Source organism: Zymobacter sp. IVIA_12111.31 C1, assembly GCF_047495495.1.
In the GTDB taxonomy this organism is placed as follows: domain Bacteria; phylum Pseudomonadota; class Gammaproteobacteria; order Pseudomonadales; family Halomonadaceae; genus Zymobacter.
The window spans coordinates 1,091,317-1,111,852 of sequence record NZ_CP179930.1; the positions used below are offsets into that span (position 1 = coordinate 1,091,317).

The following is a 20,536-nucleotide window of genomic DNA, read 5'->3' on the forward strand; positions in this document are numbered from 1 at the left end:
TTACTCAGTGTCGACGCTGGGGCGAGGCATGGCGGCGGCCTGCATCATCTGCAGTGCTTCGTCGAACACTTCAATTCCTGCGCCTTTGACGATGGTCCTTTCAGACAGTAAGCGGCGAAACGCACGGCCGCTGCGTTGACCGTGGAACAGGCCCAGCATAGGTTTGCACAAGGTGTGCAGGCGCACGCCTTCGGCCAGACGCTGCTCGACATACGGGCGGTAGGCTTGCATGACGTCAAGGCGTGACGGTACGGGAGCCGTTGCGCCGAAGATGAGCCGGTCAACGTCGGCCAGCAGATATGGGGAGTGATAGGCCTCACGACCGATCATCACGCTATCGACGTGTTGAAGCTGCTGCTGACAGGCCTCCAGTGAGGTGATGCCCCCATTGATGCCAATGTGAAGGTTGGGATGAGCGGCCTTGAGGCGGTGCACGCGGTCGTAGTCGAGCGGTGGAATATCACGGTTTTCTTTCGGCGACAGCCCTTGCAGCCACGCTTTGCGGGCATGAACGATGAAGGTTCGGCAGCCTGCACCCGCCACGGTGTCGATGAACTGGGTCAGGTGGGCTTCACTGTCCTGATCGTCGATCCCGATGCGGCACTTCACCGTCACCGGTACATCAACGGCACGCTGCATGGCCTCTACGGCACGTGCGACCTTGTCGGGGTGTGCCATCAGGCAGGCACCGATCATGTTGTTCTGCACGCGGTCGCTGGGGCAGCCCACATTCAGGTTGATTTCGTCGTAGCCCCATTGCTGGCCGATCGCCGCACACTCTGCCAGTTCGACGGGGTCGCTTCCCCCAAGCTGCAGCGCAATCGGGTGCTCGGCGTCGCTATAATCGAGGAAACGGCCGCGTGGCGTGCCGTGCAGGATGGCTCCCGTCGTGACCATCTCTGAATAGAGCAGCGCATGGCGTGTCAGACAGCGAGCGAAAGCGCGGTAGTCACGTGTTGTCCAGTCCAGCATCGGCGCAACGGAAAAGCGTCGAGCGGTATCGGCAGCAGGTGCCGCAGCGCCTGAAAGCGCGTCGTATCGAGTATCAGTGGCCATAGAGTGGTATATCAGTAGAGGTCAGAAGCGGGATTGTCGCATATCTCGTATGCCAAGGCATAGGCTGCTATTTATTGATATGGATAAATAGTGCGATACTAAACGAGTGAAAAGCGGTTCATAAGATGTCCATTACATGCACCTCTTTATGGGCCATGCTTGTTATCACGACAAAATGCCTATATCGGTCGACGCAGAATACACGGTGCGGTATGCGACGGTGCCACTTCGTTCTTAATAAACGATTAATAGCAGAGTCATGAATCTGAGTAATAAAGGTTCGCTGGTCGACCTACTGTGAGCGTCGCGGTATCCGGCTAGAAGCATGGGCCCTGAAGCGTTCAAGTGATGCGGGCATTACGAACTCAGGGCTGATCATAACTGCCTTGTTGGTGTGCAGGAGGTTGGGCTTCAGGGCCATCGCGTGCATCGAAAAGGCAGTTTACGCGTTGTCCCGCATGGCGCTCTATTTATGAATGCTCGTAAAAGACGGAGTATCAGAGTGGACCGCTAGAGAATGGAATCAATATTAAGCGAGCGCATAAATCGTTTAGTGGCCCCATATTATCGGTGCATCCTCCTTTTATTGGAAAATCCCGTTTCGTAAAGAAAGTTACTGTTGCCTGTGGTCGCAGTAGCACGCGCTTGCTGGTGATCTGGTTTATTGCCCTGTTATTACTGGGCGAATGTATTGCAGTTGGGTTTGGGTTATTGCTGTCTCGCTACAGCGGCAGAAATGAGGCCGTGCGTAAGGCGCGCATCGATATCGGGGGGCATGCATGCCGCTGCACCAGACCAAAATGCTCTAATTGCCCTGTCATGCTCGGCATGATGAGCCGCATTCGAGCGGGCGATAATCGCAGGCCCATGACGGTGAATCAAAAACGCCACGCGGCTGCAGCAGTTGCTTTTTAGAGCGCGCGTCATAACCCCAATCCCCATGTCATTGAAGAGGCTTCAAACCACAAAATTGCGGTAAGAGTCGTCTATTTTAGAAAAGATGAAAGCAATCACTCAGGCTATGAAACGGCCACTTAATAAAAAGCAAAACGGCCTGCAATAATGCAGGCCGTCGATATCAACGTAACTGAGAGTCCTTGCTGCCACGACGGTTATAGCTGTCGTGAAAGCGCTTGTCGTGACTGGACTGGCACTCAATGCAGTATTGGCAGCCGGGAGACGCTTTTCGGCGCGCTTCCGGGATAGGCTCACCGCATTCTAGACAGTGAGTGCGGCTGGGGCGCGACTGTGAGCGTTCCAGCTGTGATCGAGCGTGATCGACCGCATTATCAAGCGTTGCAGCAATCGTATCCTGAACGCCATCTGCTGGACCAAAACCTGATGCCATAGATGTGCCTCCTGATCGATAAATCACTGTTACTGTCTACCTATATTGGGACATTAATGGCGATTTTCAAGTTGGATGCCGGCATGATCGCGTCAAATAATGCTATTGAAGTGATAGGCGGTCTATATGTTGTGCCAACCCACTGATGGCTAAGCGGCTATAGCCTTCACAATAGAAGAGCGCGTTTTTATCACTCCATAAAGCGGTTAATAATATGATCATCAGGGGGCGTACTGCGCTACGAGGCTCGGCGCAATACACCTTGTTTTGAATGGCACCTCATTGTGCAGATAGCATCGGGAGTGCGGTTCGCTCTTTGCTGCTGGCTAGCGGTCTGCATGCAGGGTACTGAGGGTCTGGCAGGCCAGTCTTATAAAGCCCACGCTGACATAACCGACAATCGCACAAGCAACGGCCAGTTCGATGTCGGCTACCACTCCGATACGGCTTGAGAGGGCCGGAAACAGTTGGCTCAGCGCGGGCAGCTGCGCCAGTTTTTGAAGCGCAATCGCGCTGATGACGGTTGGGAAAGTAAATGCGGCAAAACCGGGGGTGAATGGCCGCCTGAGCAGTGCGAACAGCAGCAGATAAACCAGCACGGTCATCAGTACCGCGATGCTGCCTAGCAGACCACACAGCCATAATGATGGGGCGGCAACACTGGTGAGATAGCCTGCCAGTGCCAAGCTAACCGGTGCGGCGAGAATGGCAAGCGTAGGTTGAGCGGCAATATCCAGCGGTGGATGCATCAGCAGGCGGTACAGCATCAATGGCATCAGAATCGCCAGATTGACCATACCCAGCCCTAGCAGCCACAGACAGAGCGTGTGGTATGAGACTGACGGGCAGCTCAGCGCTGCCACGATAATACCGACAGGGGGAATGAACCAGCTGGGGGCCATATGCTGCCAGCAGCGTGCGTGCCAGCGGCAGTAGGCGAAGCGTATCAAAGCGCAGAGGTGAAGAACGACGGCCATGCTCCAAAGCAGGCCCATTAGGGCGGGCGCCGTATCATGCAGAGCGCGGGTGACCACCATCCAGCCCATGCAAAACGTCGGTACAATACCGCCCGCCACGGGATGCATCAGTACCTGATGGATGCGACGGGGGGCCAGTAGAGCGCTGGCCGTCAGCAGCAGCAGACAGCATAGCGCTATGCTGCTTAGCAGCACGCGGGCGTATCCGTGCAGGGGTAAGACGCTGTCGAGTGCATTGCCTAGGCTTGCAATAGCGAGCGCCAGCCCTGCCAAGGGCACAGGGCAGTGGCTCAGGGCGTTGAGCCACGGTGAAACGGGCCGTAGGCGTGCAGTGGTCATCGTGCTGTTCCCAACGAGTATTTATCAGAGAAGGCCCAGTATAGGCAGGCTTATTCACTCTGAATATTTGCTTATATCGAAAGTGGTGTTCAGCTGTTCTTAACGCTTGTGGTCGATGGGTTTAGCGGTATGCTGTAGAAAATCTGCAATGGAGGAAGCCGATGCGCCTATTGCTGCGTCAGCTGGACGTCTTTTTGGCCATTGCTCAGGCGTCGTCGCTGACGCAGGCGGCCGAGCATCTGTGCATGACCAAGAGCGCGGTGTCGCAGACGCTGTCCGAGCTGGAGCGCCAACTGGGGTGTGCGTTGTTCGATCGCCACCATGGTCGACTGTCCATCAATGCGCAAGGGCAACGGTTGGTGCCACTGGCCGACGAGATTCATGCACGTGTTGATGATATCGGGACCACACTGGCCGGTGACGGCGAGCAGCCTTCGCTGGTATTGGGTGCAAGCCGCACGATAGCGGGTTATCTGTTGCCGCCCTTGCTGGCTCGCTTTCAGGCCCAGTACGGTTGGATGCCACGCGTCGTGGTCGACAATACGCAGACGCTGCAGGAACGGCTGCTGCGGTTCGAATGCGATCTTGCGATGGTGGAAGGTACGATCACCCACTCTGATCTAATGATGACGCCGTGGCAGCGTGATACGTTGGCGGTACTGTGTGCAGCCGATCATGAGGTGCTGAGCGTGCGTGATGGCGAAGACGGTGTGCCGTGGCAGGCGCTTGAGCACCGACCGTGGGTGCTGCGCGAGCCGGGATCGGGCACCCGCGATCAGTATGAAAGGCACATCAGGCCGCACCTTGATGACTCGCCGCGGATCGTGCTGGAAATGGCATCATTCGATGCCATCATGGCCAGCGTGGCGGAAGGGCTGGGGCTGACATTCGGCTCGACGCTGCTGATACAGCGCAGCGGTTTTCGTGAAGCCATCCGCACCGTCCCCCTGCCTGATACCCTGTCGCGTCAGCTTTCGCTCTGTCATCATCGCAGCAAATACCTGTCAGCAGCGGCCCGTCAGTGGATGACGTTTGTCACGGCTCATGCCGCGCCGGCTGCCGATGCTTGATCACGCTCACCGTGCTGGCCAAATCGCCATGCCTATGAATGAAACATGCCCATGAATGAAAGAGGAAAGGCCGATGAACGTTGCCGTTGTGACGACCCTTGCCGTATTACAGGGGCAGGACGCTGGCGGGCGCAAGGAAAACCAGCGTCTCAAGGACGCGCTTGAGCGGCAGGGGGCCACGGTGCGCTGCATCGCTTGGGATGGCCCCGAGCAGGAATGGTGTGGTATCGACGCACTGGTAGTGCGCACGACATGGAACTATCACCTGCACGTCAATGCGTTTCGAGCATTTATCGAACGCCGTGTGTCGCAGGGTTGCCAGTGCTTCAACGCTGCGGCGCTGCTCACATGGAACCTAGACAAGCGCTACCTGAACGACCTTGATGTGGCGGGCATTCCTGTCGTGCCGACGCGCTATCTGCTGCACACCGATACCCTCGCTGAACTGATGCTCCCTGATGAATGGTTGTCGCAGCCGGTGGTCGTCAAGCCCACCGTATCGGCCAGTGCGCATGACACGCTGCGCTTCGATACGGGTCGCCAGCTACTGGACAGCGCTGAGCTGGTCAGGCTGTATCGCCAGCATGACGTGATGATTCAGCCATTCCAGCGCCATATTGCCGACGGTGAAGTGTCGCTTGTCGCCATTGGTGGTGAGCTGCTGCATGCGGTGCGCAAGGTGCCTGCCGACGGTGATTTCCGTGTACAGGGGGCTTATGGTGGTCGTGTCGTCGAGTACTTGCCGGATGAAGAAGACCACGCGCTGGTTAAGGCAGTGATGGCGGCACTGCCTGAAACACCTGCTTATGCACGCGTAGACATCGTTGATGATAACGAAGGGCACCGGGCACTGATGGAGCTCGAACTGATTGAACCGCAGTTGTTCCTCGACAGGTTCCCGGATAGCGCTGAGGCACTGGCACGCTATGTGGTGAACGCATGAACGCTCGCAGGCCTGAACACGGCGTTCTTGTAGGGCAGGGTTTGGCGGAGTGAATCGCAGGTATTCTGCGGTAGTTGCGCATGGTATACATGATGGCGAATAGGTGAAGGGAAATGTAAAAAGGCGGCCCGCTGTGGGGCCGCCTTTTTCGTGTTGGGCGCAATGATATCGAAGAGTCAAGAAGGGGGTTAGATCGCTACGATCCGGGCGTGTCCTGCTCTGAGACAGGACGGACCACACGGCAGGGATTTCCGAAAGCCACCATGCCTGCAGGAATGTCGTGGGTGACTACGCTGCCGCTGCCGATCACGCAGCCCTCTCCAATGGTAATGCCCGGCAGGATGGTGGTGCTGGCACCGATCCAGACATTGTCGCCAATCGTGATAGGACTGGCGTGTTTCATGCCCTGATTGCGGCGCTCGGCATCCATCGGATGATCGGAAGCGTACAGGCCAACATTGGGAGCGATGAACACGTTGTTGCCGATATCAATCCTTGCCCCATCGAAGACGGTCAGGTTGGTGTCGATATGCACGTTGTCGCCAAGATGCAGGTTGAAGCCGTATTCGCAATGAAATGGCGTGGTAATCGTAACCTCTGCGCCCAAGCTACCCAGCAGAGCGGCCAGCAGCGTCTGGCGCCTGATCCGATCCGTCTGGCGGCTGTGGTTGTAGTCGTACAGTTGATCCGCGGCCTGATCGCGCAGCGCACGCAGTTCAGGATCGTGAAGCGCATCGTACAGCAGGCCCGCACTGGCCTTTTCCAACTCACGCATAATTCCGTCCTCCGGTGTCCGTTAAAAGACGCCTCGTCTCCCTATGAGCCTTGAAGGCCGCAGAGGTTCCCTTACAACGCTGTCCTATAGCGCAGGTCTTATAGGCGCAGGCATGCTGCGTCATGACTCAGGCCGTCATAGGCAGCAGTTGGCAAGTACGTCCCGATTGCTGTTCCCCACGGCACTTTATTCATGACCTAGAGAGCACAATAGACCATGGACTATCTGAACGGTATCGACGTATCACGCTGGCAGGGTGACATCGACTTCAACGCTGTGCGTGATGCAGGCATGCAATTTGTCTTCATCAAGGCGACCGAAGGCGGCACGTTTGTTGACCCTCGCTTCACTGAAAACTGGCAGAAGGCCAACGCAGCAGGGCTGAAGGTTGGCGTTTACCACTACTTCCGTGCGACATCGAGCACGCCTGAAGAGCAGAAAACCAATATCGTCAATACGCTGCGTGCAGCGGGCTTTGATCCGGCCGTGCACGTACTGGCCATTGATATCGAAACTGCGCGCAACACTGATGCCACCAACGAGCAGATGGCCGACAACGCCTTCGAACTGCTGCAGAAACTGGAGCAGGACGGTGTGCTGGGCGGAACGTTGCCGCTGATCTACTGCGATAACAATACCTGGCGCAATCACCTTGATGCCCAGCGTCACGATTTCAGCCGCTATGGACTGTGGATTGCCAACTGGAACGTCGAAACCCCGACGATACCGGACACTTGGCAGCAGGCAGGCAAGGACTGGAGCGTGTGGCAGTACAGCAGCAAAGGGCGTGTGGCGGGCATCGACGGTGATGTTGATCTCGACCATTCACGTCTGTGGATGCCGTCTTGCTGAGCCGCTGAACGCGGGAATAGGAGGAATAACGCAAAGCGCAGCCACAGTGGCTGACGAGCAGCGTATTGGACGCGCTTATCGGGAAGGATAAGTGAATTCACTGTGAATGCTGTGCGCGACATACGGCACGGGCGCCTCTGGTGAGGACGCCCGTGCTGCTTTTGGCACGCGCGAAAAGCGAGCCGGAAGAGGGCGATCAGTCGCCCATTGCCATCAGCGAGGCATTACCGCCCTGTGCGGTGGTGTTGATGGTTCGTGTCTTCTCGGTCACAAAGCGCTGCAGGTAGTGCGGGCCACCCGCTTTAGGACCAGTACCGGACAGTCCTTGGCCACCGAACGGTTGGCTACCCACCACGGCACCGATGATGTTGCGGTTGATGTAGACGTTGCCCACGCGCACGCGCTGCATCACATGGTCAGCGAACTGCTGGTTGCGGCTGTGCAGGCCGAAGGTCAGGCCATAGCGGCGAGCATTGATGGCATCGATCACTTTGTCGGCATCGGCTGCCTTGTAGGTGGCAACATGCAGGATCGGGCCGAAGTGTTCGCCATCCAGCGCTTCGATGCCAGACAGGCGGATCGCTGTCGGTGCCACGAAGCTGCCGTTAGCCGCCCATTCGTCAGGCACCTGAGTTTCATGCAGGATGCAGCCTTCCGCGCGACACTTGTCGATGTACTCCTGCAGTCCTTCGCGCGCTTCTTCATCAATAACCGGCCCTACATCGGTAGAACGCTGTGCCGGATCACCGATTTTTAGCTCATCCATCGCTCCCTTGAGTGCTTCAATCACACCATCAGCAATATCTTCCTGCACGTATAGCATGCGCAGGGCCGAGCAGCGCTGACCGGCGCTCTGGAATGCGGACTCGACCACGTCACGAATCACCTGTTCCGGCAGTGCCGTCGCATCGACCAGCATCGCGTTGAGGCCGCCCGTTTCGGCAATCAGCACCGGCAGCGGTGCATCATCGCGCGCAGCCAGCGTACGGTTGATCGCCACGGAGGCCGGGTTGGAACCGGTGAACACGACGCCGCTGATACGTGGATCGCTGAGCAGATGTTTGCCCAGTTCTGCGCCGTCGCCGGGCAGCAGTTGGAGTACTTCCAGAGGCACCCCGACCTCATGCATCAGCTGAGCGATGCGATAGGCACACAGCGATGTCTGCTCGGCTGGTTTAGCCAGCACCGTATTGCCCGCCACGAGCGCGGCCATGACCTGTCCGGTGAAGATGGCGACCGGGAAGTTCCACGGACTGATGGCAACGAAGATGCCACGCCCTTCGGCAGCCAGCGTGTTGGTTTCACCCGTGGTGCCTGGCAGCTCGATCGGTTTGCCGAACTGCTGTCGCGCCTGATCGGCGTAGTAGTGGCAGAAGTCGATGGCCTCACGGACATCGGCGATGGCATCGTTCAGCTGTTTGCCTGCTTCACGAATACACAGCGCTGCCAGCTCCGGCATATGGGTTTCCAGCGTTTCACCGCAGCGATCCAGCAACGCGGCGCGCTCTTCAACAGGGCGCATGTACCACGCTTTGAAGGCCTGCTCAGCTGTGTCAACAGCCGCCGTGGCGGTGGCCGTATCGGTCCACAGCACCTTGCCCACGACCTTCCGATGGTCATAAGGGCTGGTAACCTGATGAGTAGAGGCCGAAGAGGCTTCGCTGGGCAGCAGCGGGTCGTGCGCTACCAGCGGGCCTGCCTGCCACTGTTTCTTTTCATCGAGGAACGGTGCCAGTGCTTCGGCAAACGAAGAGTACTGTGCGTGGATATTCATATCGAATCCTTTAGCAGTAGAGCGAGAAGGACCAAAAATGGCACGTGGTGGCACGATCCTGTGACTCACCAGCGTGTCACGCTCGTCGAGCAGACTAATGGGGTGTCGGGACAGTCGTTCGGGCGCTACGCGCTCATCGAGCAGCTGATGTACGAACGACGAGTTGGCCCCGTTCTCCAATAGTCGACGCACTAAGTAAGGTAGCAGATCACGGTGAGCACCTACGGGCGCGTAGATGCGGCAGTACAGACCCTTCGGCGCAGACTCCAGTAGCGTTTCATACAATGCTTCCCCCATGCCGTGCAGGCGCTGGCACTCGAAGGCGCGACCGTCGGCCATGTCCAACAGACTGATCAGGGTATGCGCGTTATGGGTCGCGAACTGGGGAAACAGCCGTCCTTCGGTATTGTCCGACAGCAGATAGCGGGCGCAGGCAAGGTAGGACACGTCTGTATTGCTCTTCAGCGTGAATACGGGGTAGTCCTCCAGCCCCAGCTGCTGTGCCAGTTTGATCTCGGCGTCCCAATAGGCCCCTTTCACCAGTCGCACAGGAATAAGGTCCCCCTGCTGATCGCTCAGGCGTGTCAGCCAGTACAGGGTAGGCAGTGCCCGGCGTGAGTACGCCTGCACCACCAGTCCCAGACTGCCCCAGCCGCGCGCCTCAGGTGAGGCATACACGGCTTCGAACACGGCCAGCGACAGCTCCAGTCGTGCCGCCTCTTCAGCGTCGATGGTGATCGCGACGTTCTGGGCGCGCCCCAATCGCACAAGGCCAATGACCGTCGGCACCAGCTCGCTCATGACACGCTGCTGCTGTCCTGCGCTGTAGCGTGGGTGTAGGGCCGAAAGCTTGATCGACACCGATGGCATAGGGGTATCGGGAGGAATATCGGTCGTTCCCACGGCCTGAATGGCATCGGCATAGGCCTGAGCATAGCGATCGGCATCGGCCTGGGTCAGGGCGGCTTCGCCCAGCATGTCATAGGAATAGGTGTTGCCCTGTCTGAACTGTTGGCGTGAACGGCTCAGCGCCTCTTTCATGGTCTGACCGAGCACGAACTGATGCCCCATCAGCTTCATGGTGGCCATCATCGCCCTGCGGATAATCGGCTCGCCCAGCCGGTTGACCAAAGTCTTCAGCGCATTGGCGGGATGCCCATTAGTCGGGTCATCCATCGTCAGTACTCGCCCCGTCAGCAGCAAGCTCCAGGTCGATGCATTGACCCACCATGCAGGGCTCTGGCCTAGATGCGCGCGCCAGTCGGCCACGCTCAGCTTGTCCTTTATCAGCGCGTCGATGGTATAGCGATCAGGCACGCGCAGCAGCGCTTCGGCAAGGCACATCAGTTGCAGTCCCTCATGCGTGCTGAGCGAATACTGCTGAAGCAGCGTATCCACCATGCGCCCGCGCCCTGCGCGTTCGCGCACCTGCCTTACCAGCGTCACTGTTTCAGCATCGACGCGGTCACGACGAGTCTTATCCAGCGCCAGCATGGCGATGAAGCGCTGAATCAGCTTCGCTTCATCGGTCAGATAGTCCTGACTCAGACGCGTCATCAATGTATCGAGCGGTTCCTGCCACTGGGCCGCATCCAGCGGCGAACGCAGTGGGACAGGGTCCGCAGGGGGCAGAGCAGAAGTAGTCATCGTCATTCTCCGTGAAGCGTCTCGTGAACCGGCGGCTCTGAACTCAGCATAGGCACAGCCTGACAGTAGCGTTGGCTCTTTATGCCTGTCTTGTCGGATTCGCGGATGTTCGTGTTCGATTCGCGGAAATGACGATGAAAGGAGTGAAAGAAAGTGATCAGGGGGAACGATGTACGCGTGATTGGGCGGTATGGCGCCCGCTGCCAGTGCGGGCGGATGCTGTCAGACGGTTGCAGGCGTTTGTTGGCGCAGGGCGCGCGGTGTCAGGTTGAAATGACGACGAAAGGCATGAGTTAGCGCGCTCTGATCGGCAAAGTGCGTTCTGGCCGCAACGTGATCGAGTGGCATCGGTGTTTGTTGGATAAGCTGCCATGCCCTCTGCATCCTGCGTGCTTGTACATAGCGATAGGGTGAAGTCTGGTGTTGCTGCCGAAAGAGTGCAGTGAAATGGGCTGCGCTCAGATGGAACAGTGCGGCAAGTTGAGCCACGCGAATGGGCTGGTCCAGATGCGTATCAATGAACGCATCCAAGCGTGCTGTGTCGAGCCGCCGAGGGGCACAAGAAAACGTCAAACGAGCGGTCAGCGCATGCAGCAGTGTCACCAGCAGCACGTCGTATGCCATCGCATCGCACTGTTCGAGGTCATGACTGAGAAAGGCAACGTAATGGGCTAGCCCCGCATCGACCGTAAATACCCGCGGCTGCTCGAACAGTCGCATTGGCTCACGGTTTGGAACGGCCCACACCGCCTCGACGGGCACATCGACTACCAACAGTTGGTTATCTCCCAGCCCCTGAAAACCGTGGGGAGTGCCGGCGGGCAGAATGCACCCCGTGTGCGTGCTCAAACACGCCGTCTGTGTTCCGATATCCATGCGGGCCTCGCCGCGGATGCCGATTACGATCTGGTGATGGGCATGGTGGTGCAGGCAGTAATCGGCTGCAAATGGGTGAACACGCAGAGAATGGAGCGGCATCGGCAGGACCTCCTTGAGCAGCAGATGACGTCGATGATCACCTGCAAAGCCAATGCCACAAACCTGTAGCGCTACGCTGTGCACGCGCCCCGCTCTGTTCGTCTGCTGTTTACGAGTGCACTACCCGCCAAGAGGCCTCAGCATAGTGCGAAGCCTGTTACATCATGGTGCTCAGTTGCTGAATGAAGCACTCGACGGCCTTCTCATTGCGCTTGTAGTAGGTCCAGCCGCCGCTACGGTGAGAGGTCACCAGATGCGCGCGTGACAGCAGGGCAAGGTAACTGGAAATGGTGGACTGCGAGAGCTGTGCTTTGGCTTGGATGATGCTGACGCTGACCCCAGTCTCTTCTAGATCGGTATTCAGATGGGGAAAGTGGCGGCACGGGTCCTTGAGCCAATGCATGATATCAAGGCGTACGGGATTGCTCAGTGCTTTCAACGTGTCATTCAGATTGATGTCCATGAGCCGGGTCATATCCTCTGCTGTCATTTCGCTTCCAATAGCGTTATCGCGCAGGCATACGGAAGCTGCAATAGTGGGCGTGCATTGTTATTTATCGAAATCGCTGCACTTGACATTCGATAGCGGGAAGTAAGGTCTGCCGTTAAAGAGCGGTGCGATATTCAGCACTCTTTCATGCACGGGTACGGGTATGAGCTCGGTAACGGTGCTTCCACCTATAATGTCGGCCTATCGCGATATTCCCTCAGTCACCATTTGCAGAAGCAGTGGCCTTTTTAGGCCCCAATCAGGATAAATAAAAACGAGATAATTCTTACACTTATAATGGGATAAGCGTATTGGCAGGGACTGGGTGGTATTTTCGCGAAGAAAAAGCACTCTGAGGCTCTATGGCGTTGCGCGATAAATAATCAGTAAGGGATTGCCGCGAGGCTATGAACGAAAGCGCAGGGATGGGAAGCATCAAGCGATGAAGGCGATGGCTTTCTTCAAGGAGACGCATCGCGCCGATCCGGTATCTGACGGGATATCGCGTATCAGATACCGGAACCTTGCGAAGGGGATCAGGCCGCAGAAAGATATCGGGTCAAGTAAGGCAACCGGACATTTTGTTCTGTAACCGAACGTCCTTCGTCAGCGAACCGTGCTACAGCAGGGCGGTAATGACCGTGATTATGCCGAGAATGACCCCAGGCAGGTTGGCAAACAGCAGTGGATGGTCGCGCTTGCTTTTGAACCATGCATAGAAGACCCATAGGGTGCAGTTGATGGCGGCAGCGAGAGGCTGGATGAAATCGCCTTTGTGGCCGGTAAGGTTGTTCCGGATTTGAAAAACATAGGCGAGGTACATGGCAATGGACATGCATGTTGCCGCAATACCAAGCAATCTTCGGTATTTTTTATCAAGCATGAAAACACTCCGTTTTGTGGTCGGATTGCGTTATCCAACATAACGGCCAGATGACAGCGTGTCTATTTTATTACGCGTCCAGAAAACGTTAGCGCTCATATTTTTTTCGTGGTAAGTGTATATAATGACAGTGGTTATGGGGCCCATAACGGCCACGTCGTCGCGGGCAGAAATTTTTCCATTACGGTGCCGGGAAGAGCGTGACGTCGCTTAATTTTGAAAATGATAGTCATTATCATCTCCAATATTCCCCCATTCTCTATAGAATGAGCGCCACTTATCTTTACCCAAGGAATTCGGTATGACCTCTGCGCAAAAGACACGCTATGTCGTGATGCTCGGGTTGCTGACGATGTTTGGTCCTCTGTGCATGGACCTTTACCTGCCGTCACTGCCCCAGGTATCGACAGACCTCGATACGACCGTCACGCTGACTCAGCTCAGCCTGACGACCTGCCTGCTGGGGTTGGGGTTGGGGCAACTGTTGATCGGCCCTCTCAGTGACCGACTGGGACGTCGCCGACCACTGCTGTGGGCACTGGGGCTGTTCACGCTGGCTTCGCTGGCCTGTACACGGGTGACCAGCATTGAACAGCTGCTGGTACTGCGCTTCTTGCAAGGGGTAGCGGGGGCGGGGGGCGCCGTAATTTCGCGTGCGGTGGCGCGTGATTTGTATAGCGGCTCCGATCTAACGCGCTTCTTCGCGTTGCTGATGATCGTGAACGGACTGGCTCCGGTATTGGCTCCCGTGATGGGTGGACAGTTACTGTATCTGACGACATGGCGCGGTGTGTTCATGGTGCTGGCGCTGCTGGGCGCTATCATCCTGACGCTGACATTGCTCTTATTAAAAGAAAGTCTGCCGCGTGAGCAGCGCGCGGAAGGTTCGTTGAGCACGACGGTGCAGGCGTTCGTACGAGTTGTGACCAGCCGCCGTTTCATGGGGCTGTGTTTGGTGCAAGGAGCGATGATGGCAGGCATGTTTGCCTATATCGGTGCCTCTACCTTCGTCTTCCAAAAAATCTACCACCTCACGGCGCAGGGGTTCAGCCTTTGTTTCGCACTCAATGGGGCGGGGCTGGTGGTCGCTGGACAGATCTCGGCCCGCTTAAGCCGCAACGGGCGCGAACCGCTGGTGCTGCGCTATGGGTTGACAGTGGCGGTGATTCTCAGTCTTGTACTGATGATCGTGGCATTGGTCGGACTGCCGCTACCGTTTTTCCTCGCTGCACTACTGCTGACAGTAGCCTGCGTGAGCGCCATTGGTACAGCAGCCACGTCGCTTGCCATGCAGGTGCACGAGCGCCAGGTCAGCGGCATGGCTTCTGCCGTGCTGGGGGTCATGATGTTCTCGATGGGGGGAATCTGCCTGCCGCTGTCATCCATGGCGGGCGTGTCGGCGTTAAGCATGGGTGTCACGTTCGTCTGTTGTTACGCCTTTGCGTGGTGCGCACACCGCTTTGTCGTAGTACCTACCCGCCGCTAACACGGTTCTTTCGTGCAATTGACGATGCCACCTTTCGGGGTGGCGTTTTTGTATCTACATTTCTATTTAATGTCATTTTATGTATCGGTAACACTTGGCAAGATAAAAATGCAGCTGGTTCAATACTGCTGCAAGGCTGCAAGGCTGCAAGGCTGCAAGGCTGCAAGGCTGCAAGGCTGCAAGGCTGCAAGGCTGCAAGGCTGCAAGGCTGCAAGGCTGCAAGGCTGCAAGGCTGCAAGGCTGCAAGGTCGGCACGGTGTATCGGATGACCGCCGGTGAGTGGCCGTTTCGCGGATAGCGAAGATGGGGTTTCGCCAGAAGAGCTCATGCCGCGATACCGATGTGCAGATTGCTTGATGCGGATCAAGTTCGGCCACGGTGAGCCGAAGAACGAGATGAATCTGTTGTGCAACGCACTGTGGTGGGGATGGCCAAGCAGGTGGTGTGCCGTCATGAACGCCCAAGCAGAAAGGAAAGGGCACTTTAATTGTCAGCACGGTGACGCTATCTGGGCGAGTACGCTTGCCATCATGCGCTTGGCAAGCCGCTCCCCGCATTGAGGCGTGGTGATTGTGCATGTTGGGGTATCCATGTCGGTCTGAGCATGTATTGCCAAAGGACATGGATCATCGACAGTACAACGATCGTGTCGGCCCTCGTGCAGGGCCGCGATGTACTGCCGATATAGGTGAAACTTATAGTGTACTACCCAAGACGGAATTGAGTGGGTCGATTTCGTCATGCAGATTGTTGCGATGGACACTCTGTATCACAGGGCGATGGGCTGCTCTCGTCCGAGGCAGAACCGAAATGGCTAGGGGTGAGGGTGCGAATGATTTCGCAGTTGCCTTTACCCGTCCAGCCGCACGTTGGGTTGGTGCATTGCAGATAGACGACGCCATAGCTTTCCTGAGAGGACTCGCTGCCGCGAATTCTGCAGGATGCTTCACAATGAGGGCATTTCCAACGCATTACCATGATGCTGCTCCTGTGGGGATAAGTGCTGTGGTAGTGATACCGGGTGACTCGAATAGGTTTTTTAACATCAAACATTGCAGATGTGATGGACCGTTCGGTCATAGACAACCCAGTATGTGAATTCTTGTGTACTCATATTGAATGGTGTTGTCATGATGGCCTTTCGGCGTCCTAAGGCCAACAACATCGCGTTGTAAAAGAGAGACGTACCCCGATGGCATGGTGTATCCTCTCCCCATATCACAAGCGATAACTGTAATCTATCCCAATAGTGGGATGTTATCAACTCGAAAATTGGTCGTTTTGCATTCATGGTTGGCTGACGAATGTCTGATTCCAAATACGGAGCTGAAGTTGTCGAACGGATGAAGTCCGTGCTTGAACTCGACAGTGATACGCAGCTTGCCAAAATTCTGGGGCGAGCCGGTTCCAGCGTGAGCAATTGGCGGGTGCGCGGTAATGTGCCCATTGATGAGTGCATTCGCTTCGCACAGCGCTATGGCGTCAGTCTGGATTGGCTCATTTTGGGTAACGAGCGGCCTGTTGAGGCGGAAGGCTCGGACGCCGAGTGTTCCAGTATTGGGACGGCCGACTCGTTACCCGAAGGGTACACCCCTATCGCCATGTATGATATTGAAGCTTCTGCAGGTGCGGGACATTTGCCCGGTGCTGAAGCGATTGAGTGCGTCATGCTGTTCGATACGCGTCAGCTGGAAGCAGAAGGACTAGACCCTTCGCAGCTTATGGGGGCAAGGGTGCGCGGCGACTCGATGAACAATACGCTGCGCAACGGCGATCGGGTGATCATTGATCGCACGCATCGCACGCCCGATGGCGTCTTCCTGCTGCGCATGGGAGACGAGCTGCGAATCAAACGCGTTCAGCGGGTCGCTGGCGGAGCGCTAATGTTGATCAGCGACAATCCTGTCTACGAGCGCGAAATGCTGGCCCCTGAAGATGCCGCGAATATCGAAATCATCGGGCGCTGCTGTATGAGACTAGGACGTATAGATTGAAATGCCATTGAATATGCATAGGCCCGAGTCGCTGATGACAGTACTCGGGCTTTTTTGTGCCTGCAGTAACCGCCTTTCGCCGTTAATCAGCCTTGAACGTCACCTGTACTTACGTCATGGAAATGGTCCCTTGCCTGCAAGCGTGCCACCAGAGGATATAGCGTAAACCTTCCTGTTTCTTTAAAGTAACTTTTTCTTCAGGAAAAACGACCAATGAAAGCGCTGTGCCCGTATGTATTTTTGATTCATAGGGTTACATTGCAGGGCACAGCTGCTATTACGTGTGCGTATACTAACCCTGCAGCCCTTTATTCTCTAGATTATTGCCGTGAAAGTTTGCTCTGATACGAGATGATGTTAGACGAAGAAGAGCTTGCCTGGCGGCAATATGTGGCGCATCACAAACGTGTCGGATCTTTCCCCATTGAGGAAATAGCGAATTTCTCCCCGATAGTTTTTTTTCCAAGTTGATTACTGCCGGATACTGTTTTATATGTATATGCATACAGTATATTTGAGGAAGGCTTCCGGAAATGAATGTGAACTACATAGGTCCTGTCGGCATGGATGCGTGTCACCCCGCCACCCGTGGGTGCGATTTCTCCGGATTCCCCGATAGCTGCTACCTGGTAGAGGTCAGTGATATGGCCGGTGTGGATGGGCCGATCATTGAGGGGGATCTGCTGGTGGTCGATGAGCAGCGGTATCCCCATCATGACGACTTCATTATCGTCAATATTGGGCGACACTCACGCCTGCACCGCACCATCAGAATGGGCGACAGGATGCTGGCTATCCCAATGCTGGGTCCCAGGAATGCCTTTCCCGTCACACAGGAGATATTCCGGGGCGTTGTCATCTGTCAGCATCGACGGTTTTTCTACATCTGAAGCGGCTAGCCCACATAAGGCGCTAGTCGGAAACAGGAAGGGTTGCCTTAGCAGGCAACCCTTGTGCGTATGGCTCATTGATGAGCCAGTGCTTCCGTCATGCATTGGCGCAGGCCGTCTATTTCCTGAGCGCACAGCGCCCAAGACGCTTCGGTCTCTTCAAGCTGCTTGAGCAGATCACCATTGGTTCTCAGGTGGCGTGCGGGTAGCAGGCAGGGCTTAGGTATCGCGCAGGCGTTGACGATAAGCGTTGGCGCCGGAGAGGGCGTCTCGGTCGCGCAGCCGGCCAAATTCAGCAGGCAGGCGATGAGCAGCCCATTGGCGCAGTTGATCGTTTTCATCTTCCAGCTTCCTTAGGGTGGCCAATCGATTCTGGGCAAGGCGTTCGAGCTCGGCCTGCGCTTCAGCAGACTGGCGCTGCTGTTCATTGAGGTGAGTGATTTGCTGCTGCAGGCGTTCGATGACGTGCTGGCGCTGGTCGGAAGCGGCGCGCTGCTGTGCGTAGGTTTCCTGCAGGCGTTTGTTGCGTTCCTGCAGTGTCTGCAGGCGCAGGAAGAAGGCGCTGCACACGCAGGCCAAGACAAGCAGTGCGATGTTCAATGGTTTGCTGAGCAGGCTCATGGTGGACTCTCCTCGGGGGTGGGTGAATCGATACCGTAAAGGCACAGGCGGCGCTCCATGGCGCGGCGGCGAACCAGTCCCTGCAGGGCTCGCTGGTGCTCGCCGTGGCCGGCATATACCCAGCGGGTCATTTCATCGCAGGCGGCCTGTACGTTGCCTTCATTGAGCCGCTCCAGCAGTGTCGACCGCCGGAAGTTACGCTCGCCGACGTTGTAGACAAACGAGGCCAGTGCCGCTCTGCGCGTGATGGGCTGAGCCACTTTTACGCTCTGGTCAACGACATCCAGTGCTTCGCCAAGATCCTGCTTCAACAGCGTTTCGCATTCTTCCGCACTGTGTTCTTGCCCGGGCTGCACATCGCTGCCCGTGTGCCCATAGCAGATGGTGGGAATGCCGATCGGGTCTAGGTAGGTGCGATATGACAGTCCCTCATAGGGCATGACAATGGCGAGACCCATTGCCAGCGCTAGTCCAGTCAGAAGGCGGGGGGATTCGCTCATCATTCATCGCCTCCGCCTACGCAGCCAGTGTCCGATCAGATCGGTAATGCGAAATATCCAGTACGTGAGCTGTACGGCGATCACAAGCAAGGTGCCGTACTGAATCAAAACGGGCACGGTGATTCCCTTGACCGTCGTCAGCAGATAGGTCACTCCCGGTAGTGTGTGCGCAATGCCTGCTGCAACATCGTGTCCGTGTAACATGCGATTCTTCTCATCTGTTTCAGTGCTGACAGAGTGGGCAACATTCATGCTGCAGCTCCTCATGAGGTAGAGACAGAAAGCGCATGGGAGAAAGGCACTGTAATGCGAGGGCGATTTGCGCAGACAGGCAGGCAGTGACGCTTCTTTTGCTGCTATGGAAGTAGCGCCTTTGTTGAAATGCCTCAGGGGCATGGTCGAGCTGTGTGTTCATGTTTCACCTGATTAATGAGTAGTGTGGTGTGCGTATCCTCCGGTATCTCTTGTCTCGATGGATGGGCGATGGCCAGACAGTTCTCTATAGATAATATCGTGGCGCGCAGTGTGACCGGATGCTCATAGACTGGTGTTTTATAAGGCAATGCACAATGTGCGGGGGTTGTAACTGCGTGCTTGATGACGTACTGCTTCGGTGGGGTAGAACACGGGTTCAGTGTGGAATCATCACGCCGAAAAAGGGCTTACGTGTGTGATGGACAAGCAGAAAATAGGGAAACATATGGCCTGCAGAGAGGCATATTCGAAGGAAAGTGAGCGGGTAAAAAGAAGCGAATAGCAGGTTAGGAGAAGGGCGACGGAAGCTTGAATGCAACGAGGGCACGGTGTTTGACCACCGTGCCCTCTGCGTGCGCTATTGCGCGAAGTGAATCGAGATTACACTTCTTCGACGTGCGCGATATGGCGGCGTGCGCCGAACTTACCGGCCAGCGTACTGACGATAGCGGCAATCAGGAGGCCGATGAAGCCCCAGATAGAAGCCGCCGCGATGGCGCTGGTAGCGCGAGCAGCCTGCTGGCGAGCTTGGTCGACGAGCTGATCGGCCTGCTGGCGAACGTCATTGACCTGCTGTTCGATCTGGTTGAAGCGATCACGGGCCGTGTTGACGGCTTGCTGATAGCGTTCGATGGCCTGATCGACCGTCTGTTCAGCCTGCTGCTGAGACATCTGACTGTTGTTGACCAGCGCTTTTACAGCGTCATTGCGGTCGATCTGCTGTGACAGACCTTCAATGCGTTGTTTCAGCGAAGTGACGAACTGCTGGGCGGCCTGATCGAACTGGCTCGGGTCACGACGAACAACGTCGAACGCTTTCATCATGTCCTGATGCGCGGCCTGAAGTTGCTGATCAAGGTAATCTGGCTGAAGAGCCGGAACGCCTGATTTCTGCAGCGCCTGACGGATATCGCTGGACACATCCTGCTGTTCCAGACGATCGCTCAAGCGAAAGCGTTCGTCGATCTTGCCTGTCAGATCACCGATACCGTGCGCCAGACCGCCGGCCAGATTGCCCGCACCTGACAGGGCGGAACCGGTAACGGATGCTGTCGTACCGATGACGGCGCCCGCCATGTGGGCCATGCCGCTGATGGCCATAGCACTCAGGATCGCAGCGATGATGAGTGATGCGCCCCATACGAGAAAGCCGTGGATGGCGCCTGCGTAGCCGGCCAGACGGCCTGCCACGAAGCCCCCTACGGCGAGGCTGACCAGTAGCGATATGGCAGACCAGACGCCGAAGGCTGTACCAACGCCACCGACAGGATCGCTGGACATTGGGTCTGTCATGCCAAAGCCGATGGCCGTACCCAGAAGAGACATCAGAAGCGAAACCGCCAGTGCAGAAACGACCCCACCGATGATGCTGCCCCATGAAACGCGTCGCAGAGTAAACGCTTTCGTCTGTTCAATCATGATGATTCATTCCTTGATCT

General features: G+C 56.6%; 20 protein-coding genes. 6 read left to right on the forward strand and 14 right to left on the reverse strand.

What is annotated here, in order from left to right:
• From dusA to ACMHYW_RS04895, 3 genes are all read right to left on the reverse strand, one after another.
• Nucleotides 1-1,056: a tRNA dihydrouridine(20/20a) synthase DusA gene (dusA, locus tag ACMHYW_RS04885; RefSeq protein WP_414501132.1), complete on the reverse strand. Its 1,056-nt coding sequence runs from the start codon at nt 1,054-1,056 to the stop codon at nt 1-3.
• Nucleotides 1,057-2,134: 1,078 nt separating this feature from the next.
• A complete protein-coding gene (locus tag ACMHYW_RS04890; RefSeq protein WP_414501133.1) occupies nt 2,135-2,404 on the reverse strand; it encodes a DksA/TraR family C4-type zinc finger protein in 270 nt (89 codons plus the stop codon).
• Between the two features lie 326 nt (nt 2,405-2,730).
• Nucleotides 2,731-3,720 carry a TDT family transporter gene (locus tag ACMHYW_RS04895; RefSeq protein ID WP_414501134.1) on the reverse strand — a complete coding sequence of 330 codons (990 nt, stop codon included), beginning with the start codon at nt 3,718-3,720 and terminating at the stop codon, nt 2,731-2,733.
• Nucleotides 3,721-3,881: 161 nt separating this feature from the next.
• Here ACMHYW_RS04895 and ACMHYW_RS04900 point away from each other — a divergent pair, with 161 nt between their 5' ends.
• Nucleotides 3,882-4,790 (forward strand): LysR family transcriptional regulator, encoded by a 909-nt coding sequence (locus tag ACMHYW_RS04900; RefSeq protein ID WP_414501135.1) that lies wholly within the window; start codon nt 3,882-3,884, stop codon nt 4,788-4,790.
• Nucleotides 4,791-4,863: 73 nt separating this feature from the next.
• Complete coding sequence (locus ACMHYW_RS04905) at nt 4,864-5,733, forward strand: ATP-grasp domain-containing protein (RefSeq protein WP_414501136.1); 870 nt, start codon at nt 4,864-4,866, stop codon at nt 5,731-5,733.
• Nucleotides 5,734-5,929: 196 nt separating this feature from the next.
• Here ACMHYW_RS04905 and ACMHYW_RS04910 read toward each other — a convergent pair whose 3' ends face one another.
• The gene (locus ACMHYW_RS04910; protein WP_414501137.1) at nt 5,930-6,508 is read right to left on the reverse strand and encodes a sugar O-acetyltransferase; all 579 of its coding nucleotides are present in this window, start codon (nt 6,506-6,508) and stop codon (nt 5,930-5,932) included.
• A gap of 216 nt (nt 6,509-6,724) precedes the next feature.
• Between ACMHYW_RS04910 and ACMHYW_RS04915 the strand changes: the two genes are divergently transcribed.
• Nucleotides 6,725-7,360, forward strand: a complete 636-nt coding sequence (locus ACMHYW_RS04915) for a glycoside hydrolase family 25 protein (RefSeq protein WP_414501138.1) — start codon at nt 6,725-6,727, stop codon at nt 7,358-7,360.
• Nucleotides 7,361-7,556: 196 nt separating this feature from the next.
• Here ACMHYW_RS04915 and putA read toward each other — a convergent pair whose 3' ends face one another.
• From putA to ACMHYW_RS04935, 4 genes are all read right to left on the reverse strand, one after another.
• Nucleotides 7,557-10,781, reverse strand: coding sequence for a bifunctional proline dehydrogenase/L-glutamate gamma-semialdehyde dehydrogenase PutA (putA, locus tag ACMHYW_RS04920; protein WP_414501139.1), 3,225 nt, complete (start codon nt 10,779-10,781; stop codon nt 7,557-7,559).
• Between the two features lie 222 nt (nt 10,782-11,003).
• Nucleotides 11,004-11,759 carry a helix-turn-helix domain-containing protein gene (locus tag ACMHYW_RS04925; RefSeq protein WP_414501140.1) on the reverse strand — a complete coding sequence of 252 codons (756 nt, stop codon included), beginning with the start codon at nt 11,757-11,759 and terminating at the stop codon, nt 11,004-11,006.
• 157 nt (nt 11,760-11,916) lie between these two features.
• A complete protein-coding gene (locus ACMHYW_RS04930) occupies nt 11,917-12,222 on the reverse strand; it encodes an ArsR/SmtB family transcription factor (RefSeq protein ID WP_414501141.1) in 306 nt (101 codons plus the stop codon).
• Nucleotides 12,223-12,868: 646 nt separating this feature from the next.
• Nucleotides 12,869-13,132, reverse strand: a complete 264-nt coding sequence (locus tag ACMHYW_RS04935; protein WP_414501142.1) for a SemiSWEET family transporter — start codon at nt 13,130-13,132, stop codon at nt 12,869-12,871.
• A gap of 301 nt (nt 13,133-13,433) precedes the next feature.
• Between ACMHYW_RS04935 and ACMHYW_RS04940 the strand changes: the two genes are divergently transcribed.
• Nucleotides 13,434-14,618, forward strand: coding sequence for a multidrug effflux MFS transporter (locus tag ACMHYW_RS04940; RefSeq protein ID WP_414501143.1), 1,185 nt, complete (start codon nt 13,434-13,436; stop codon nt 14,616-14,618).
• 738 nt (nt 14,619-15,356) lie between these two features.
• On the opposite strand, the gene ACMHYW_RS04945 is transcribed toward ACMHYW_RS04940, so the two are convergent.
• Nucleotides 15,357-15,698: an ogr/Delta-like zinc finger family protein gene (locus ACMHYW_RS04945; RefSeq protein ID WP_084261925.1), complete on the reverse strand. Its 342-nt coding sequence runs from the start codon at nt 15,696-15,698 to the stop codon at nt 15,357-15,359.
• Nucleotides 15,699-15,922: 224 nt separating this feature from the next.
• Here ACMHYW_RS04945 and ACMHYW_RS04950 point away from each other — a divergent pair, with 224 nt between their 5' ends.
• Entirely contained in the window at nt 15,923-16,612 is a 690-nt protein-coding gene (locus ACMHYW_RS04950; RefSeq protein WP_414501144.1) for a LexA family transcriptional regulator, read from the forward strand.
• 533 nt (nt 16,613-17,145) lie between these two features.
• The gene (locus ACMHYW_RS04955) at nt 17,146-17,502 is read left to right on the forward strand and encodes a hypothetical protein (protein ID WP_027706124.1); all 357 of its coding nucleotides are present in this window, start codon (nt 17,146-17,148) and stop codon (nt 17,500-17,502) included.
• 74 nt (nt 17,503-17,576) lie between these two features.
• Here the strand turns inward: ACMHYW_RS04955 and lysC are convergent, their stop codons facing one another.
• The 5 genes from lysC to ACMHYW_RS04980 form a co-directional block, all read right to left on the reverse strand.
• On the reverse strand, nt 17,577-17,792 hold the full coding sequence (gene lysC, locus ACMHYW_RS04960; protein ID WP_408646089.1) for an Rz1-like lysis system protein LysC: 216 nt from the start codon (nt 17,790-17,792) through the stop codon (nt 17,577-17,579).
• A complete protein-coding gene (locus ACMHYW_RS04965; protein ID WP_414501145.1) occupies nt 17,722-18,123 on the reverse strand; it encodes a hypothetical protein in 402 nt (133 codons plus the stop codon). The genes lysC and ACMHYW_RS04965 overlap by 71 nt, the downstream gene beginning before the upstream one ends.
• Nucleotides 18,120-18,623: a lysozyme gene (locus ACMHYW_RS04970; protein ID WP_414501146.1), complete on the reverse strand. Its 504-nt coding sequence runs from the start codon at nt 18,621-18,623 to the stop codon at nt 18,120-18,122. Before ACMHYW_RS04970 ends, ACMHYW_RS04965 begins: the two co-directional genes overlap by 4 nt.
• A 3-nt stretch (nt 18,624-18,626) precedes the next feature.
• Nucleotides 18,627-18,875: a hypothetical protein gene (locus ACMHYW_RS04975; RefSeq protein ID WP_027706125.1), complete on the reverse strand. Its 249-nt coding sequence runs from the start codon at nt 18,873-18,875 to the stop codon at nt 18,627-18,629.
• Between the two features lie 603 nt (nt 18,876-19,478).
• Nucleotides 19,479-20,516 (reverse strand): hypothetical protein, encoded by a 1,038-nt coding sequence (locus tag ACMHYW_RS04980; RefSeq protein WP_414501147.1) that lies wholly within the window; start codon nt 20,514-20,516, stop codon nt 19,479-19,481.
• Between the last annotated feature and the right edge of the window lie 20 nt (nt 20,517-20,536).

What these genes read in the sequence shown, in the direction of transcription:
- ACMHYW_RS04915 (WP_414501138.1), top strand. Translation starts at nt 6,725, where the DNA reads ATGGACTATCTGAACGGTATCGACGTATCACGCTGGCAGGGTGACATC.
- ACMHYW_RS04955 (WP_027706124.1), top strand. Translation starts at nt 17,146, where the DNA reads ATGAATGTGAACTACATAGGTCCTGTCGGCATGGATGCGTGTCACCCC.
- ACMHYW_RS04925 (WP_414501140.1), bottom strand. Translation starts at nt 11,759, where the DNA reads ATGCCGCTCCATTCTCTGCGTGTTCACCCATTTGCAGCCGATTACTGC.
- ACMHYW_RS04930 (WP_414501141.1), bottom strand. Translation starts at nt 12,222, where the DNA reads ATGGACATCAATCTGAATGACACGTTGAAAGCACTGAGCAATCCCGTA.
- ACMHYW_RS04975 (WP_027706125.1), bottom strand. Translation starts at nt 18,875, where the DNA reads ATGAATGTTGCCCACTCTGTCAGCACTGAAACAGATGAGAAGAATCGC.
- ACMHYW_RS04910 (WP_414501137.1), bottom strand. Translation starts at nt 6,508, where the DNA reads ATGCGTGAGTTGGAAAAGGCCAGTGCGGGCCTGCTGTACGATGCGCTT.
- ACMHYW_RS04980 (WP_414501147.1), bottom strand. Translation starts at nt 20,516, where the DNA reads ATGATTGAACAGACGAAAGCGTTTACTCTGCGACGCGTTTCATGGGGC.
- ACMHYW_RS04940 (WP_414501143.1), top strand. Translation starts at nt 13,434, where the DNA reads ATGACCTCTGCGCAAAAGACACGCTATGTCGTGATGCTCGGGTTGCTG.
- ACMHYW_RS04950 (WP_414501144.1), top strand. Translation starts at nt 15,923, where the DNA reads ATGTCTGATTCCAAATACGGAGCTGAAGTTGTCGAACGGATGAAGTCC.
- ACMHYW_RS04935 (WP_414501142.1), bottom strand. Translation starts at nt 13,132, where the DNA reads ATGCTTGATAAAAAATACCGAAGATTGCTTGGTATTGCGGCAACATGC.
- ACMHYW_RS04970 (WP_414501146.1), bottom strand. Translation starts at nt 18,623, where the DNA reads ATGAGCGAATCCCCCCGCCTTCTGACTGGACTAGCGCTGGCAATGGGT.
- ACMHYW_RS04900 (WP_414501135.1), top strand. Translation starts at nt 3,882, where the DNA reads ATGCGCCTATTGCTGCGTCAGCTGGACGTCTTTTTGGCCATTGCTCAG.
- ACMHYW_RS04945 (WP_084261925.1), bottom strand. Translation starts at nt 15,698, where the DNA reads ATGACCGAACGGTCCATCACATCTGCAATGTTTGATGTTAAAAAACCT.
- ACMHYW_RS04905 (WP_414501136.1), top strand. Translation starts at nt 4,864, where the DNA reads ATGAACGTTGCCGTTGTGACGACCCTTGCCGTATTACAGGGGCAGGAC.
- ACMHYW_RS04890 (WP_414501133.1), bottom strand. Translation starts at nt 2,404, where the DNA reads ATGGCATCAGGTTTTGGTCCAGCAGATGGCGTTCAGGATACGATTGCT.
- ACMHYW_RS04895 (WP_414501134.1), bottom strand. Translation starts at nt 3,720, where the DNA reads ATGACCACTGCACGCCTACGGCCCGTTTCACCGTGGCTCAACGCCCTG.
- ACMHYW_RS04965 (WP_414501145.1), bottom strand. Translation starts at nt 18,123, where the DNA reads ATGAGCCTGCTCAGCAAACCATTGAACATCGCACTGCTTGTCTTGGCC.
- dusA (WP_414501132.1), bottom strand. Translation starts at nt 1,056, where the DNA reads ATGGCCACTGATACTCGATACGACGCGCTTTCAGGCGCTGCGGCACCT.
- putA (WP_414501139.1), bottom strand. Translation starts at nt 10,781, where the DNA reads ATGACTACTTCTGCTCTGCCCCCTGCGGACCCTGTCCCACTGCGTTCG.